The organism is Sandarakinorhabdus sp. (assembly GCF_987265915.1).
Genome location: NZ_OZ503948.1, coordinates 249,348 through 263,369 on the forward strand (window position 1 = coordinate 249,348; position 14,022 = coordinate 263,369).

19 protein-coding genes and 1 tRNA gene are annotated in these 14,022 nt (G+C 66.2%); 8 read left to right on the plus strand and 12 right to left on the minus strand.

All coding sequences use genetic code 11. The features are described 5' to 3' along the window. Nucleotides 1-12: 12 nt before the first annotated feature. Nucleotides 13-642 (minus strand): response regulator, encoded by a 630-nt coding sequence (locus AC6UUM_RS01140; protein WP_500803518.1) that lies wholly within the window; start codon nucleotides 640-642, stop codon nucleotides 13-15. Between the two features lie 244 nt (nucleotides 643-886). Here AC6UUM_RS01140 and AC6UUM_RS01145 point away from each other — a divergent pair, with 244 nt between their 5' ends. Next, nucleotides 887-1,246 (plus strand): hypothetical protein, encoded by a 360-nt coding sequence (locus AC6UUM_RS01145; protein ID WP_500803519.1) that lies wholly within the window; start codon nucleotides 887-889, stop codon nucleotides 1,244-1,246. A 29-nt stretch (nucleotides 1,247-1,275) separates the two neighbouring features. Here the strand turns inward: AC6UUM_RS01145 and AC6UUM_RS01150 are convergent. The 3 genes from AC6UUM_RS01150 to nth all read right to left on the minus strand — a co-directional run bounded on the left by AC6UUM_RS01150 (nucleotide 1,276) and on the right by nth (nucleotide 2,453). Continuing rightward, a tRNA-Arg gene (locus tag AC6UUM_RS01150) sits at nucleotides 1,276-1,352 on the minus strand. Between the two features lie 46 nt (nucleotides 1,353-1,398). After that, the gene (locus AC6UUM_RS01155) at nucleotides 1,399-1,734 is read right to left on the minus strand and encodes a hypothetical protein (RefSeq protein WP_500803520.1); all 336 of its coding nucleotides are present in this window, start codon (nucleotides 1,732-1,734) and stop codon (nucleotides 1,399-1,401) included. Between the two features lie 71 nt (nucleotides 1,735-1,805). Further along, a complete protein-coding gene (gene nth, locus AC6UUM_RS01160) occupies nucleotides 1,806-2,453 on the minus strand; it encodes an endonuclease III (protein ID WP_500804879.1) in 648 nt (215 codons plus the stop codon). Between the two features lie 85 nt (nucleotides 2,454-2,538). On the opposite strand from nth, the gene AC6UUM_RS01165 reads away from it, so the two are divergent. Then, the gene (locus AC6UUM_RS01165) at nucleotides 2,539-3,018 is read left to right on the plus strand and encodes a DUF2244 domain-containing protein (protein WP_500803521.1); all 480 of its coding nucleotides are present in this window, start codon (nucleotides 2,539-2,541) and stop codon (nucleotides 3,016-3,018) included. Here the strand turns inward: AC6UUM_RS01165 and dapB are convergent. From dapB to AC6UUM_RS01190, 5 genes are all read right to left on the minus strand, one after another. Beyond that, complete coding sequence (gene dapB / locus AC6UUM_RS01170) at nucleotides 2,988-3,803, minus strand: 4-hydroxy-tetrahydrodipicolinate reductase (protein ID WP_500803522.1); 816 nt, start codon at nucleotides 3,801-3,803, stop codon at nucleotides 2,988-2,990. The genes AC6UUM_RS01165 and dapB overlap by 31 nt on opposite strands. A 54-nt stretch (nucleotides 3,804-3,857) precedes the next feature. Further along, nucleotides 3,858-4,391, minus strand: a complete 534-nt coding sequence (locus tag AC6UUM_RS01175; RefSeq protein WP_500803523.1) for a DUF4199 domain-containing protein — start codon at nucleotides 4,389-4,391, stop codon at nucleotides 3,858-3,860. A gap of 104 nt (nucleotides 4,392-4,495) precedes the next feature. Further along, a complete protein-coding gene (locus AC6UUM_RS01180; protein ID WP_500803524.1) occupies nucleotides 4,496-4,930 on the minus strand; it encodes a response regulator transcription factor in 435 nt (144 codons plus the stop codon). A gap of 51 nt (nucleotides 4,931-4,981) precedes the next feature. Beyond that, on the minus strand, nucleotides 4,982-5,704 hold the full coding sequence (locus AC6UUM_RS01185) for a cytochrome c3 family protein (RefSeq protein WP_500803525.1): 723 nt from the start codon (nucleotides 5,702-5,704) through the stop codon (nucleotides 4,982-4,984). Next, nucleotides 5,704-6,291: a hypothetical protein gene (locus tag AC6UUM_RS01190; RefSeq protein ID WP_500803526.1), complete on the minus strand. Its 588-nt coding sequence runs from the start codon at nucleotides 6,289-6,291 to the stop codon at nucleotides 5,704-5,706. Before AC6UUM_RS01190 ends, AC6UUM_RS01185 begins: the two co-directional genes overlap by 1 nt. A gap of 141 nt (nucleotides 6,292-6,432) precedes the next feature. On the opposite strand from AC6UUM_RS01190, the gene AC6UUM_RS01195 reads away from it, so the two are divergent. The 3 genes from AC6UUM_RS01195 (at nucleotide 6,433) to AC6UUM_RS01205 (ending at nucleotide 8,150) form a co-directional block, all read left to right on the plus strand. Continuing rightward, nucleotides 6,433-6,963 carry a GNAT family N-acetyltransferase gene (locus tag AC6UUM_RS01195; protein WP_500803527.1) on the plus strand — a complete coding sequence of 177 codons (531 nt, stop codon included), beginning with the start codon at nucleotides 6,433-6,435 and terminating at the stop codon, nucleotides 6,961-6,963. Further along, nucleotides 6,960-7,673 (plus strand): NAD-dependent deacylase, encoded by a 714-nt coding sequence (locus AC6UUM_RS01200; RefSeq protein WP_500803528.1) that lies wholly within the window; start codon nucleotides 6,960-6,962, stop codon nucleotides 7,671-7,673. Before AC6UUM_RS01195 ends, AC6UUM_RS01200 begins: the two co-directional genes overlap by 4 nt. Nucleotides 7,674-7,736: 63 nt before the next feature. Continuing rightward, nucleotides 7,737-8,150: a DUF423 domain-containing protein gene (locus tag AC6UUM_RS01205; protein ID WP_500803529.1), complete on the plus strand. Its 414-nt coding sequence runs from the start codon at nucleotides 7,737-7,739 to the stop codon at nucleotides 8,148-8,150. On the opposite strand, the gene AC6UUM_RS01210 is transcribed toward AC6UUM_RS01205, so the two are convergent. After that, nucleotides 8,147-8,923, minus strand: a complete 777-nt coding sequence (locus tag AC6UUM_RS01210; protein ID WP_500803530.1) for a class II aldolase/adducin family protein — start codon at nucleotides 8,921-8,923, stop codon at nucleotides 8,147-8,149. The two genes, AC6UUM_RS01205 and AC6UUM_RS01210, sit on opposite strands and share 4 nt — an antisense overlap. Nucleotides 8,924-8,948: 25 nt before the next feature. Next, nucleotides 8,949-9,119: a DUF2256 domain-containing protein gene (locus tag AC6UUM_RS01215; protein WP_500804880.1), complete on the minus strand. Its 171-nt coding sequence runs from the start codon at nucleotides 9,117-9,119 to the stop codon at nucleotides 8,949-8,951. A 71-nt stretch (nucleotides 9,120-9,190) separates the two neighbouring features. Here AC6UUM_RS01215 and AC6UUM_RS01220 point away from each other — a divergent pair, with 71 nt between their 5' ends. Both AC6UUM_RS01220 and AC6UUM_RS01225 read left to right on the plus strand, forming a co-directional pair. Next, complete coding sequence (locus tag AC6UUM_RS01220) at nucleotides 9,191-10,801, plus strand: alkaline phosphatase D family protein (RefSeq protein WP_500803531.1); 1,611 nt, start codon at nucleotides 9,191-9,193, stop codon at nucleotides 10,799-10,801. Nucleotides 10,802-10,821: 20 nt separating this feature from the next. Then, nucleotides 10,822-11,766 (plus strand): alpha/beta hydrolase family protein, encoded by a 945-nt coding sequence (locus tag AC6UUM_RS01225; protein WP_500803532.1) that lies wholly within the window; start codon nucleotides 10,822-10,824, stop codon nucleotides 11,764-11,766. Between the two features lie 46 nt (nucleotides 11,767-11,812). Here AC6UUM_RS01225 and AC6UUM_RS01230 read toward each other — a convergent pair whose 3' ends face one another. After that, nucleotides 11,813-13,750, minus strand: a complete 1,938-nt coding sequence (locus AC6UUM_RS01230) for a S9 family peptidase (protein WP_500803533.1) — start codon at nucleotides 13,748-13,750, stop codon at nucleotides 11,813-11,815. Nucleotides 13,751-13,834: 84 nt separating this feature from the next. Here AC6UUM_RS01230 and AC6UUM_RS01235 point away from each other — a divergent pair, with 84 nt between their 5' ends. Continuing rightward, entirely contained in the window at nucleotides 13,835-14,020 is a 186-nt protein-coding gene (locus AC6UUM_RS01235) for a hypothetical protein (protein ID WP_500803534.1), read from the plus strand. Nucleotides 14,021-14,022: the final 2 nt, after the last annotated feature.

Genomic DNA, 14,022 nt, shown 5'->3' on the forward strand with positions numbered 1-14,022 from the left:
CCAAAGCCAGCGTCAGCCAGCAGCCGCCATCGCATCCATCGCATCACGGGCCATCATCGCCAGTTCGACGCGATTGGCGACCCCCAGCCGCTCATAGATGCGGTGCAGCGTGACCTTCACATTGCCCTCCGTCATGGACAGACGCTCGCCGATGTCGCGGTTGCGCAGGCCCGACACCACCAGCCGCACGATCGATTGATCGCGCGCCGACAGAAGCGTCAGCATGTTTTCCGGTGTGGTTTGCTTGGCGGCCATGGCCTGATCGATCAGGCTGGGGTCCAGCCAGCGCTGCCCGGCCATCACCTGATCGATGCACAGCAACAGTTGCGCCAGCGGACTGGCCTTCATCACGACGCCGTTGATGCCCAGGGCCAATGCTTCGCGCAGGGACGGCGTGTCGATCGCCGCGGTCAGCAGGATCAACGGCCGCGGATCGCCGCGTTCGCGCAGCGTGCGCAGCACATCCAGCCCGGACCCGCCGGGCATCTTCAGATCGACCAGGAACAAATCGCCGCCTTCGGCCGCCAAAGCCGCCTCACCATTGTGCGCCTTGGCAGCAATCTGGTGTCCGGCCGCACGCAACACGGTTTCGACCCCGGCAAGCATGAGGGGATGGTCGTCTGCAATGATCACGCTGGCCATGAAGTCGCCTGTGCCCTTTCGATCCAGAAGAAATACCGCGTGGCAGCCCAAAGGTTCCGCTTCGCCGCCGCTTCCAGTCCAGCGGCTTGTGCCAGTGGCGTGCCAAGATTGCAATTGACATGTTCGCAAGCGGCTGAAGCGGGCGTGAACGGCGCACCGCAAGCGTCCACCCAGATACGTCCCGATCCTGTTGACAAGCCATTGGCATGGTGTCGAACTGGGCTTGCTCAGGCGGGAGGCGGGGATGAAGCTGTCGATCAAGCACAGTGTTGGCAGCAGTGGCGTGAATGACCCGCCGGATGTGAAGATCGTGCAGCAGCTGCTGAATTTCTACCTGGCCAAGATCAAGGCCCAGCCGCTGGCCGTGGATGGCGAGGTGGCCAACAAGATGGTGATCGCCATTGTGGATTTTCAGGTGAAGGCCCTGGGCTTTGCCACGGGGGATGGCCGGGTGGAGCCAGCGGGCAAGACCTTTGCGGGGCTGGTGCAATTATTTGGTGCCCAGGTGACGCCAACCCCTGCACCAACCGCGCCACCAGCCAAGCCGAACCAGACCGCCACGGCGGCAGGCAAGGCCGCAGCGGCGATGTTGCGCAAGGGTTGAGGCCAATCCGCGCTGGCATCTGGCGAAAATGGTGCACCCGACTGGATTCGAACCAGTGGCCTCTGCCTTCGGAGGGCAGCGCTCTATCCAGCTGAGCTACGGGTGCCTGCGGACGCGTGTTAGCAGCGGTTGCCGGCTGAGGCCAGCCTGATTCAGTTGGCCTTTGGCGGCGCTGCAGGCTGGCGCTCGAACCGGCCAAGGCCGCAGCGGGCGCCGTTCATTCCGCCGCCAAATTGCGCCACCACGGTGATGACATCCTGACTGCACAATTGGTTGATCGAGGTCTGGTAGGAAAATGCCCGTTCAAAGCCGAGTTGCGGGCAGCGATTGGGCAGCGTGTTGCGCCAGACGCTGCCGCCCTTCAGCACGAAATCGATAACATGATCATTGCGCACGATTGTTTCGCGCACATTGCTCAGCAGCAGGCAGGATTTGGTCTCGGCCGCGGGCGCCGGATCGGCCGCCGCTGCCGGCAACGGCAGGGCCAACAGCAGTCCGAGCGTGGCAAGAGCGTAGCGATGCATCGTGCAAGCGTCTGTTGCCGGCGCTGAACCGCAGCTTAACCGGCGTCAGCGGCCGCAGGCTTGGCGCGGAACTGGCAGAGATCGTCGACCGGGCACGCGGCACATTTCGGGCTGCGCGCCGTGCATGTATAGCGCCCGTGCAGGATCAGCCAATGGTGGGCGTGGCGGCGCCACGGCGGCCTTACCCGTTTCATGATGGCGTTTTCCACCAGCAGCGGCGTCTTGCCCGGCGCCATGCCGGTGCGGTTGGCGACCCGGAACACGTGGGTATCAACGGCGCAGGTTTCCTGGCCGAACAACACGCTCACCACCACATTGGCGGTCTTGCGGCCGACTCCGGGCAAGGTTTCCAGCGTGTCGCGATTGTCCGGCACTTCGCCGCCGAAATCATTCACCAACCGGTGCGACAGGGCGATGACATTCTTCGCCTTGGCATTGAAGAGGCCGATGGTGCGGATATGGCTTTTCAGGCCGTCCTCGCCCAGATCGATCATCTGCTGCGGTGTGTGCACCATTTCGAACAGGCGCCTGGTCGCCTTGTTCACCCCCACGTCGGTCGCTTGCGCCGAAAGCACCACGGCGACGAGCAGCTGATAACCGTTGCCATAGGCCAGTTCGGTCACCGGCTCCGGGTTGGCGGCCGACAAGCGTTCGAAGAAGGCGGCAATTTCCGCCATGGTCATCTGCCGGCGTGCAAGCTTGGTCATGCGACGATGGATGCCGGCAAAAGCCATGGCGCGTAAAGGGGCTGCGGCGTAAAGCCGGGGCGTGCTGCTCGATCTCACCCTCCGGCCCAATCGATCCCTTTCGCGCGACCATGCCCGCTGGCTGGTGCTGGCGGTGGGCGGGTTGTTCCTGATCGGCAGCATCCGCTTTCTGGTGCTGGGCCTGTGGCCGGTGATCCCGTTCATGATCGCCGATGTCGCGCTGCTCAGCTGGGCGCTGCGCAGCAATTTCCGATCGGGCGGCAATCATGAACGGCTGGTGCTGGCGCAGGATCAGCTGATCCTGACGCGGGTGTCGCCGTGGGGCGAGACCAAGGTGGTCACCTTTGAACCCTGGTACACGCAGGTGCAGATCGAGGAGACACCGCTGGGCGATGCGCTGCTGTTCCTGGCCGCGCATGGCCGGCGCGTGGTGGTGGGCGGGTTCCTGTCCGCGCCCGAGCGCCGCGAAGTCGGCGCGGTGATTCGCGAGGCGCTGGCGCGTTACCGGAATCAGAGCCCCAATACATCGGCCATGGCGTAACGGCCGGCAGGCTTGCCCGCCAGCCACTGCGCCGCCTTCAATGCGCCACGCGCAAAGATGGTGCGGTTTTCGGCACGGTGCCACAATTCGATACGCTCGCCTTCGCTGGCCAGCAGCACCATGTGATCGCCGGCGGCGCTGCCACCGCGCAAGCTGGCAAAGCCGATCTGGCCTTCGATCCGCGCGCCCCCGATGCCCCCGCTGCTGCCATCGCGCCCGCTGGCGCGGTGGCTGGCCAGATCGACGCCGCGGCCGCGCGCCGCCGCCTCGCCCAGCGCCAGTGCCGTACCCGACGGCGCATCCACCTTCATGCGGTGGTGCAGTTCGGCAATCTCGATATCCCATTCCTGCCCCAGCGCGCGCGCCGCCTGTTCGACCAGCCGGGCCAGCAGCGTCACGCCCAGGCTGGTGTTGGCGGCCTGCAGCACAGCGATGTGGCGGGCGGCGGCATCGATGGCGGCGTGGTGCACGGCTTCCAGCCCGGTGGTGCCGATCAGCAGGGCGCAGCGGCCCTCCTGCGCCGCCTCCAGCGACACGGCCAGCGCCGCCGGGGCCGAAAAATCGATCAGCACATCAACATTGTGCACGATGGCGCCGATGTTGGAACACACGGTGAGGGTTTCGGGGTGGCCCGGCCCGGCAGCGCGGCCGCAGCTGGGGTGGCCGGCGCGTTCGACGGCACCGGCCAGTGCCATGCCCGGCCAGTCGTTGAGCTGCGCGATGATCGCCTGGCCCATGCGGCCGCCGGCCCCAAGCACACCCACTTTGATTGCTTTACCGTTCATGGCGCGCATAGTGGCGGCTTGCCGGGGCGGGCGCAACCGGCTGCATGCGGGGGCTCAACCGGGTAATGGCCGGGTCCGCCGCCGGCTGAGCAAGGCTGCGACGATCACCGACACGAGTGCACCCACCGGGGCGATCTCGGTGGCGGTGATGGCCATGCGCCACAGCGGCCGGGCATAGTTGCGGGCAAATTCGGCAGCCTCTGTGCTGGCCCGCGCCATCGCCGCCGGGTCACCGGATTTCTGCGCCTCGGCCACCATCATCCCGGCATATTCGGCGCCGAAATCCATGCCGGTCACCGCCAGCGCGGCTTCCCAGGCCAGCACATAGAAGAGCGTGGCGATCAGGCTGATGCCGATGCCCATCACCAGCGCCGGCCAGAAACCGATCACGCCGCCCAACAGGCTGTCGCGATGGCGCTTGATGCCGATATAGATCATGCTGAACGCCAGCAGCATGCCGGCATAGCCGATGGCCATGCCCACGGACGGATCGGGAATCTGCTTTTGCAGGCCGACCGTGGTGCCGAACAGGATGCTGCCAATGATCAGGCCGGCCGCCAGGCCGTAACGTGCGATGGTGGTGATCATGTGATGTGTCCCCTTTTGCGATGGTTGCACCCACGACCGGCCACAGCAAGTGGGGTCTTGTCAGTCCCCCGAACGGGTGATCTGGCCGCAATCACCCACACGATTCACGAAATCAGCCCGAGTTCGCGGGCGCGCGCCAGCGCCGCCGTGCGGCTGCCGGCGTCCAGCTTGGCATAGAGCCTGGCCAGATGGGTTTTCACTGTGTTGGGCGACACGCCCAGCGCGCGGGCAATCTCCTTGTTGGCCTGGCCGGCGGCCAGCAGCCCCAGCACCTCGATCTCGCGTGGCGAGAGGCCCAGGCTGGCCGCCGCGGCCGGATTGCCGGGCGGCAGCACGGGGCGGCTCCACACGGCAAAGCCCAGCCACAGCCCCAGCCCAAGAAACAGCGCCGCCACCAGCAGCAGCGCAATGTCGGCCGCATTGGTGCGCGCCGTGCGTTGCCAATCCGCCCAGGCGAGCAGGCCGGCGCCGGCCGCCAGCGCGGCGCCCCAGCCCAGCATCTGCCAGCCAAATCGCCACTGGATGCGTGCGCGTTTCATCGGCGGCATACAGCCACAGCTTGCCGCGCTTCGCCAGCCGCTGCTGTGCCCTCACGAATCCCGGTCTTCGCCTTCTTCGCTGCCTTCGCCCTCACCCTCGGCGCTGCGGTGGCAGCGGGCGCATTTGTCGAGATTGCCCCGCACGCCTTCCTCCCGATGTTCGGCCAGCACGCGCGCCGGCTGATGTTCGTGGCAGCCATAGCAGGTGTAGCGTTGCAGATTGCCACCGACATGGCAGGTGACACAGGCAACATTGTGCGCACCATCCAGCCGAAACAGCCGGTCATGCGCGAAATTGGCGGGCCGCCAGGCGCTGGTGCTGTGGCAGCTGCCACAGCCGGTGCTGCCCATCTGGCGGTGCAGCGGCCCGGACGGCGCGCTGTGGCATGTCGCGCACTGGCCGCGAGCCTGCGGCTGCAGCAACATGTGATTGAACAGCGTCGGGCTGTGCCCGGTCAAGGCCGGCCCGGCATGATCACTGTGGCAGGCCATGCAATCCGGATTGGCCAATTGCTGGTGGAACGCGGCCTTGTTGCGGGCCAGCGCTGTGCCCTTGGTGGTGAACAGGCCGATGCGCGCCGGCGCGTGGCAGGCGATGCAGCGCGGGGCTGCCGCGCCCTGAAACGGCTGATGACAGGCAAAGCAATCCCTGGCGATGGCGGCATGGGCGGGCATCACCGCGCCGGGCGCCAGCATCGGTTGCGGGTGCGTAAATGCCAGCACGATGATGCCAATCAGCGCCGCCGCCATGACCAATATCCCCGGCCGCGGCATCACTGCCAATCCCAGAACAGCGCCGTTGACACCAGATGGGCGGTCGCCAGCACCGCAAACGCCATGGTGATCGGCACATGCACGACCCGCCATTTGCGCACCAGATCATAGGTCAGGCTGTCGCGGTACAGGCGCTCCTCGATCTGGACGGCATCCATGCCGTTGTCGGCCAGGCGGGTCCGTGCGGCCACCAGCCGCGTGCGGGCGCGGTCCAGCAGGAATTTCCCGGTCAGCCCGCTTACGATATTGATCCCCATGGCCAGCAGCGCCAACCAGGCCAGCACTGCGTTGAAATGAATGCCGGCATGCACCAGCACCAGCAGCGACCCGGCCCAGGCCATGCGTTCGTGCCGGCGCAGCAAGACCATCGGCTGGCCGCCTGTAGTGATCTTGCGCTTGCGCAGCGAATAGGCGAACGAGCCCACGATCAGGACGAGCCCGGGGATGCCCAGCCAGCGGCCGATCCACACCAGGCCGAAAAAGTGCAGCGCTGCATCGATCAGCAGGGCCAGCCCGGCAAGGACCAGCAGCGCCATGGCAAACGGCAGCACTTCCCGGCTGATCAGGCTGGCGCCGCGAGTCGGCATTTTCGTTCCCTTCTGCCCAGCATGAAAGCGTCGATGGTGCAGCGTCCGCAATAAGGGCCAACACGGGGGCGCAGCGAAGGTTGCACCAGCTGCATCTGTGGCGCTTGCCGGGTTTTGCGCTTCGCCCTTATGGTGGCCGCGATGCGTTTTCGCCTTGCCCAACCCGCCGACGCGCCCGCGATTGCCGCCTTGCACGCGGCAAGCTGGGCCGCGACCTATGCCGGGATCCTGTCTGCCGACTGGCTGGCCCATGATGTGGCAGCCAATCGCCTGCACGTGTGGACCCAGCGCTTCGCCGTGCCTGATCCGGCACTGCGCGTGCTGTTGGCGGAGGATGCGGATGGGCTGGCCGGCTTTGTCAGCCTGTTTGTCGCTGCCGATCCGCAGTGGGGCACGCATGTGGACAATCTGCATGTGCGCCCCGGCCTGAAGGGGCAGGGGTTGGGCCGGCGCCTGCTGGCCGCGGCGGCAGCGCTGACGCTGGCCGAGGCGCCGAGGTTGGGGCTGGATCTGTTCGTGTACAGTGCCAACACGGCCGCGCGCGGATTCTATGCAAGGCTGGGGGGTGAAGACGTCATGGAATGGCTTGAAACCGCCCCAGATGGCAGCCACCAGCCGGTGCGCCGCATCTGGTGGGCTGATCCGGCCACCTTGCTGGCGCCCGCCGCATGAGCGGGCCGCGCAAGATCGTCATCCTCACCGGGGCCGGCATTTCGGCTGAATCCGGCGTGCCCACCTTCCGCGCCGCCGATGGCCTGTGGGAAGGCCACCGCGTGGAAGACGTCGCCACCCCGCAGGCGTTCCGCCGCAATCCAGCGCTGGTGCAGCGTTTCTATGACGATCGCCGCGCCTTTCTGGCGCAGGTGGCGCCCAACACCGCGCATCTGGCGCTGGCGCGGCTGGATGCAGCCTGGTCGGGAGAGCTGCTGCTGGTGACGCAGAATGTCGATGATCTGCACGATCGCGCCGGATCGAAGCGGTTGCTGCACATGCATGGCGAGCTGCTCAGCGCGCTGTGCCTGGCTTGCGGCGCGGCGAATCGCTTCACGGGCCGGCTGGTCGACCATCCGCCCTGCCCGGCCTGTGGCCGCGCCGGCGGCAGCTTGCGCCCCGATATCGTGTGGTTCGGCGAAATGCCTTACCACATGGACCAGATCACCGCGGCGATTGCAGCGTGTGATCTGTTCGTGTCCATCGGCACCTCCGGCGCGGTCTATCCGGCGGCCGGCTTTGTGCAATGGGCGCGCGAGGCCGGCGCGCGCACGCTGGAGCTCAACCTGGAGCCGTCGGCCGGCACGCCGATGTTCGATGAAGCACGCCACGGCCCGGCCGGCACGCTGGTGCCGGCGTGGGTGGAGGCGATGCTGGCGGCGCGACCCTGATCTGCGGCTTCATCACGACGCGGGGGCTTTTCTTTTGTCCATCGGCACGCAATGGTCGCCGCGATGACCAGCACCCCCGCCAGCCCGTCCCGCCCAAGTCCCCGGCCGCGCTACCTGCCGGCCTTTGCCTGCCTGAATGCGGTGATCGCGCTGGCCTTTGGCACCTTCGCCGCGCACGGCATCAACGATCCCCAGGCGCGCGACTGGATCATGACCGGGGTGATGTTCCAGTTGCCGCACGTCGCTGCGGTGTTCGGCTTGCTCGGCTGGCGCAATTCGCCCCTCGTGCACAGCGGCGCCTGGGCGGTGAGCGTCGGCAGCTTCATCTTCGCCATGGATCTCAACCTGCTGGCCATGGGCGCGCCACGCTGGGTGGCGGCGCTCGCCCCGGCCGGCGGCACCGCCATGTTGTTCGGCTGGCTGTGGTTGACCGTGATCGCCTATGCCGGCGACGCGCTGAACCGGTTCGAGGATTAGTCCCGGAAGCTCGGGTCCAGCCGATCCAGCTTGCGCAGCAGCGCCGGCCAGGCCAGCATGTTGCCGACCAGCTTCAGGCCCATGCGGCCCTGATCGGCCGCCTTTTCCGGTGTGCCCTGCGGCGGGTGATTGATCAGATCCTGGCCGCCGGCCAGCGCGAGGCACTGCGCCTCGCAGGCGCGTTCCAGGAAATACATCTTGATGAAGGCCTCGGCCACCGTCTCACCCACGGTCAGCGTGCCATGGTTGCGCAGGATCATCGCCGTCTTGGTCGGGCCGAGATCGGCAACCAGCCGCTCGCGTTCATCCAGATCGGTCGCGACGCCTTCATAATGATGGTAGGTCAGTTCATCGCGGATCAGCATCGCAGTCTGGGTGAGCGGCATCAGCCCTTCGCTGTGCGCTGAAACCGCCTGGCCGTGTGGCGTGTGCAGATGGATGACGGCATGGGCATCTTCGCGCGACATGTGGATGGCGCTGTGGATGGTGAAGCCGGCGGCATTGGTGCGGTAAGGCGTCTCCATCACCGGATTGCCGTGCACATCGATCTTCACCAGGCTCGACGCGGTGATTTCCTCGAACATCAGCTCATAGGGGTTGATCAGGAAATGATGCTCCGGCCCCGGGACCCGCACCGACAGGTGGGTGAAGATCAGATCATCCCAGCCATACATGGCCACCAGCCGATAAGCGGCGGCCAGATCGACGCGCAGCGCCCACTCCTCCGCCGATACCTGATCCTGCACACTCTGCGGCTTCAATTGCGTGGCCATGATGATTCCTCTTGAAGGTTTGGCATCATCCTGCACCATTTGATCGGGCACGCAAATAGGCACCCGACCGGCACGCGTCGGAGCAGAACTTCACATTGTCCCAATCCTTCGCCCATTTCTTGCGCCAGGCAAACGGCCGGCCGCAGGCGGCGCAGTCTTTCGTGGGCAAGTCGGCCTTGCGGCGCATTTTCGGCATGGTGGCAAACGCCCTCGAAATTGTCACAATATCCGGCTTAATGGCGGCCAGCATCTAACGGGGAATCAGCCATGCGTCCTGCCATTGATCGTCGCGCCTTCCTGACGGCCACCGCCGCTGGCCTGATCCTGCCGGTCCGCCCGGCGCTGGCGCGGCTTTGGCCCGGCAGTGGCTTCACCCATGGTGTTGCATCCGGCGATCCCGCGGCCGGCGCCATCACGCTGTGGACGCGTTATGCCACCGTCACCGGCGCGGCCGCCACGCTGAAGGTGGAGGTCGCCGAAGACGCCGCGCTCACCCGCATCATCGCACGCGGCGAAGCGGTGGCCGGCGCCGAAACCTGGGGCACCGCGCAGGCGCGCATCACCGGCCTGCCCGATGGCCGCTGGCTGTGGTATCGTTTCACCGCGCCCGATGGCACGCAATCGGCGGTCGGCCGCACCCGCACCCTGCCGGCCGGCAAGCTGGACCAGATGAAGATCGCCGTGCTGTCCTGCTCCAACCGGCCGTTCGGGCATTTCAACGCCTATGCCCACGCCGCCGCCCGTGATGATATCGATCTGGTCATCCACTTGGGCGATTATATCTATGAATATCAGCCCCGCGTTTATCCTGAAGTGGTGATGCCCGGCCGCGAGATTCTGCCGGCCGATGAAATCATCATGATCGACGATTATCGCCAGCGCTATGCCAGCTATCGCGCCGATCCAGCCTTGCAGGCCATCCACGCGCGCTTCCCGATGATTGCCATCTGGGACGATCATGAATTCGCCAACGATGCCTGGAAGGGCGGCGCGCAGAACCATCAGGACAATGAAGGCGCATGGAACCTGCGCCGCGACGCCGCCGTGAAGGCGCACCGCGAATGGCTGATGTCGCCCGATCGCCCGTGGCAGCGCTATGATTTCGGCAATCTTCTGTCGGTGATCACGCTCGATACTCGCATGACCGGCCGTGACAAGCAGCTGGATCTGAGCGCGGCGTTGCGCGGCGGACCCGATGCCATCAAGGCCTTTGCCGGCGGTGAATGGCAATCGCCCGGCCGCACCTTGCTGGGCAGCGCGCAGGAAGCCTGGTTCGCGGGCGAGATCGCCGCCAGCGTCAAATCCGGGCAGCGCTGGCAATTGGTGGCGCAGCAAGTGGTGATGGGCGACATCTTCACGCCGAAGCAGGCGGTGGAATGGCTCGGCCCCGATGCCGATGCGCGTTCCCAGAATTATGTCCGCGGCGGCGTGGCGGCGGCGCAGGCCGGCATCCCCGGCGCACAAGACATGTGGAGCGGTTACCCGCAGGCCCGCCGCCGGCTGCTCAAGGCGATGGCCGACGCCGGCGCCAACCCGATTGTCATCGCCGGCGACAGCCACAACGCCTGGGCCTTCAACCACAGCCTGGAGGGCAAGCCGGTCGCTGCCGAATTCGGCGTGCAATCGGTCACCTCACCGGGGTATGAATCGGCGTTCAAGGCCGATCCGGCGCTGATCCGCACCGGCCTGCTGCAAAGCTCGCCGGGCCTGGCCTGGTGCGATACCAGCCGGCGCGGCTATCTCACCCTGACCTTCACGCCCGCTGAAACCCGCTGCGATTTCGTGTTCATGGAGACGATCCAGACCGTTTCCACCGCCACCAGCACCGGCCAGGCTGCGGTGGTGAAACACGGCAAGCGGCAGATGACGCTGGCCTGATCCTCACCTATGCTGGCCGGATGCGTATCTATCCGGCCCTTTCGGCACTGTTCCTGCCCATCCTGCTGGCCGCACCGGCGGCGGGGATTACCTGCGATGGCCTATGGCGCGATGGGCAGCGTGGCCGCGACGTGCCGGTGCGCATCACCCTGCCCGACGGCCGTGGTCGCCTGGCAGCGGTGCTCTGGTCCCCCGGCCTGGGCGGCGGGCTGGGCAATGCCAGCCGCTGGGCGCAGGCCTGGGCGGCGGCCGGCATCGCCGTGGTGCGCGTGCAGCATCCCGGCAGCGACGGCGTGGTCTATGCCGGCACTGCGACGCCAGCCGAACGCGCCGCTCGCGTGCGCGCCGGCATCGCCCCGGCACAGTTCATGGCGCGCATTGCCGATATCGGCTTTGTGGCCGACGAGCTGGCGCGACGACCGCGCGAAGGCGGTTGTGACCTGACCCGCATCGATGGGCAGCGGCTGGGCCTGGCCGGGCACAGCATGGGCGGCTGGGTGGTGCAGGCCATGGCTGGCCAGCGCGACACCAACGGGGAGACATCCGCCATCGATCGCCGCTTCCGCGCCTTCATCGCCATCAGCACCACCGGTGCAGCCGATCCTGCCACCGCTGGCCGCCATTTCGGTGCCATCGGCCGGCCGTTGCTGGTGATCACCGGCACCCGCGATGGCGTGCCGGCCGGAGCGCCGCCGGAAGTGGCTTCCCGCGAAATCGCCCAGCGCAGCGCACCGTTCATCGGCGCCCCGGCTGACAGCCGCAAGGCACTGCTGGTGCTGGCCGATGCCGACCATATGCTCTTTGCCGGCGACACCGGCCGCGCGGCGGCCGAATCCGCGATGCAAGACCGTGTTGCCGTGCTGTCCACCCTGTGGTGGCGTCGCTGGCTATGGGCCGATGAGGCGATGGAGGCGGCGCTGACCAAACCGGCGTTGGCTGCGGGGGATGTGTGGGTACGCAAGTGAAGGACATGCCGCGTGCAATCTCATGCGCCGCACCATCGGAGCGGCGTCAGCGTTTCGCGCGGACATGGGCATCAAGAAACTTCAGATAGGCATCCTGGGCCGTGATCCGATTGTCGCGATTGGTGAAGCCATGGCCCTCGTTGGGAAACACGATATATTCGACCGGCACCTTGTTGTTGCGCACGGCCGCGACAAGCTCGTCGCTTTCCACCTGGAGGACGCGGGGGTCGTTGGCACCCTGGATCACCAGCAACGGCTTGGTGATACGGGTCGCATGGAACAGCGGCGAGATCTGCCGGTGCCGCGCTTCGTCGGTCGCCGGATCGCCCATCTCGTCGAACAAGGCTGTCCGTTCGGCGCCCCACCATGCCGGGATCGATTTCAGCGTCCGCTGCCAATTGGTGACGCCAAAAATATCGACGCCCGCGGCAAAGCTGTCCGGGTGGAACGTCAACGCCGCTGCGGTCATGTAGCCGCCATAGGAACCGCCCATCACCGCCACCTGGGCGGGCGCAACCCAATCCTGCTTGCGCAGCCAATCCCCGGAGGCCACGATATCGCGCAGGTCGGCTTCGCCATGGTGCTTGTCGTCCATGTGATAAAAGGTCTTGCCATAGCCGCTTGAGCCGCGATTGTTGGCGGCAAGGACGGCATAGCCATGGTTCACCAGATGCTGGATCATGGCGCTGTAACCGCGCCGGCTCTGCCCGCCGGGGCCGCCGTGCACCAGCACGATGGCGGGCACCTTGACCGCCGCCGAAGCGCCCTTGGGCTTGTAGAGAATGCCTGGCACGGCAACGCCGCCTTCGGCCGGGACCCGCACGACGCTGGCCTCGACCAGATCGGCTTCGCGAATTGCCGGATTCAGCGCGGTCGTCAGACGCCGCGCCCGCCCGGTCATGGTGTCGGCCACGAACACATCGCGCGGCGAGGTATCGGATGCCACCGTGAACGCAACCACCCGCTCGTCAGCCGAAAAGCGGACGGATCCCAGATCGCCCGCGGGCACGCCCGACAGCTGCAAGGGCCGGCCGGTCCTGGTGTCGAGGATGGTCAGCACGGTCGAGGCGTCGGCATTCAGCGCCGACACACGATACCGTCCCGATGGCGAAAAGGCGGTGAACGCGACATCCCAGTCGCCCCGCACCAGTAACTGCCGCTGCCCGCTGGCAAGATCATGGGTATAGGCGCGCGCCCATTCCCCGCCCTCGTCGCTCATGAAGATCAACTTGCCGGAATCGGGCGTGAACTCGGCCAACTGGTAAGCGACATTGCCGGTGTGCGGCGTGATCAGGGTGGGCACGGCACCAGCGCCTAGGCCGACAACATACACATCGGAATTTGCGCTCGACAATTGCTTCACCAGCCCGAGCGTGCGCCCGTCTGCCGACACCGGCCCGAGCGTGAACCCGCCGTCGTTCCTGAACACCAGCCGCCGCTGGAGCGTGGCGGCATCATGGGCATAGACATCGAAGGCCGCCGGATCGCGTTCATTGGTGGCGACAAAGAAGGTCGAGCCATCGGCTTGCCAGCCGACAAATTCGGCCTTCAGCTTTGTGCCCGGCGTGATGTCCTGCAAGGCCCCATCAGTTCGACGGACATAAAGATGCGTCAGTTCATCGCCGCCACCGTCGCTGGAGACGAGCACCCGGCCATCCTTGGGAAAAGCGCTGACCGCATAGGTCGCGTTGGTGGTCGACACGGTGAGCGGTATCGCTGGCCCGCCGGCCATGGGAAGCAGATAGGCGTTGAAAATTCCGGTTTCATCGGACGAGATCAGGACGGCCTTCCCATCATGGCTGAAGGCATCGGCTGCAAGGCCGCCCACGGCATAGCTGCGGGTCTCATAAAATTGCGCTGCCGTGTAGCGCGCGCCCGTTGCCATTTGTGTGACGGTTTGCGCGGCGACCTTTTCCGGCGACAAGCCGGCCAGGTCACCAACCACCCCCAATGCCAGAAGCGATGTCGTGATCAGCACTCGCATGTTCGGTTTCCTCGTATGTCTCTGCTGGGATCGAATAGACGCCTGAAGATCGATACCACCAAGAAAAATCTTGCCTGAGGATCGGTGACTGGTGGCATAGCCACACCACGCCGTCGGCAGCGCCCTGAAGCCGGCCGCGGCGATGATCTGTTCGCGTTCGATCTCGACGATCTTGCCGTCGTCGGCGGTGATGGCCCACCCACCGACACCAGCCGTTCACCGATCCGCATGGACACTCCGCAACTGCGTTTGGGCCGTCACTACTGTTGAGC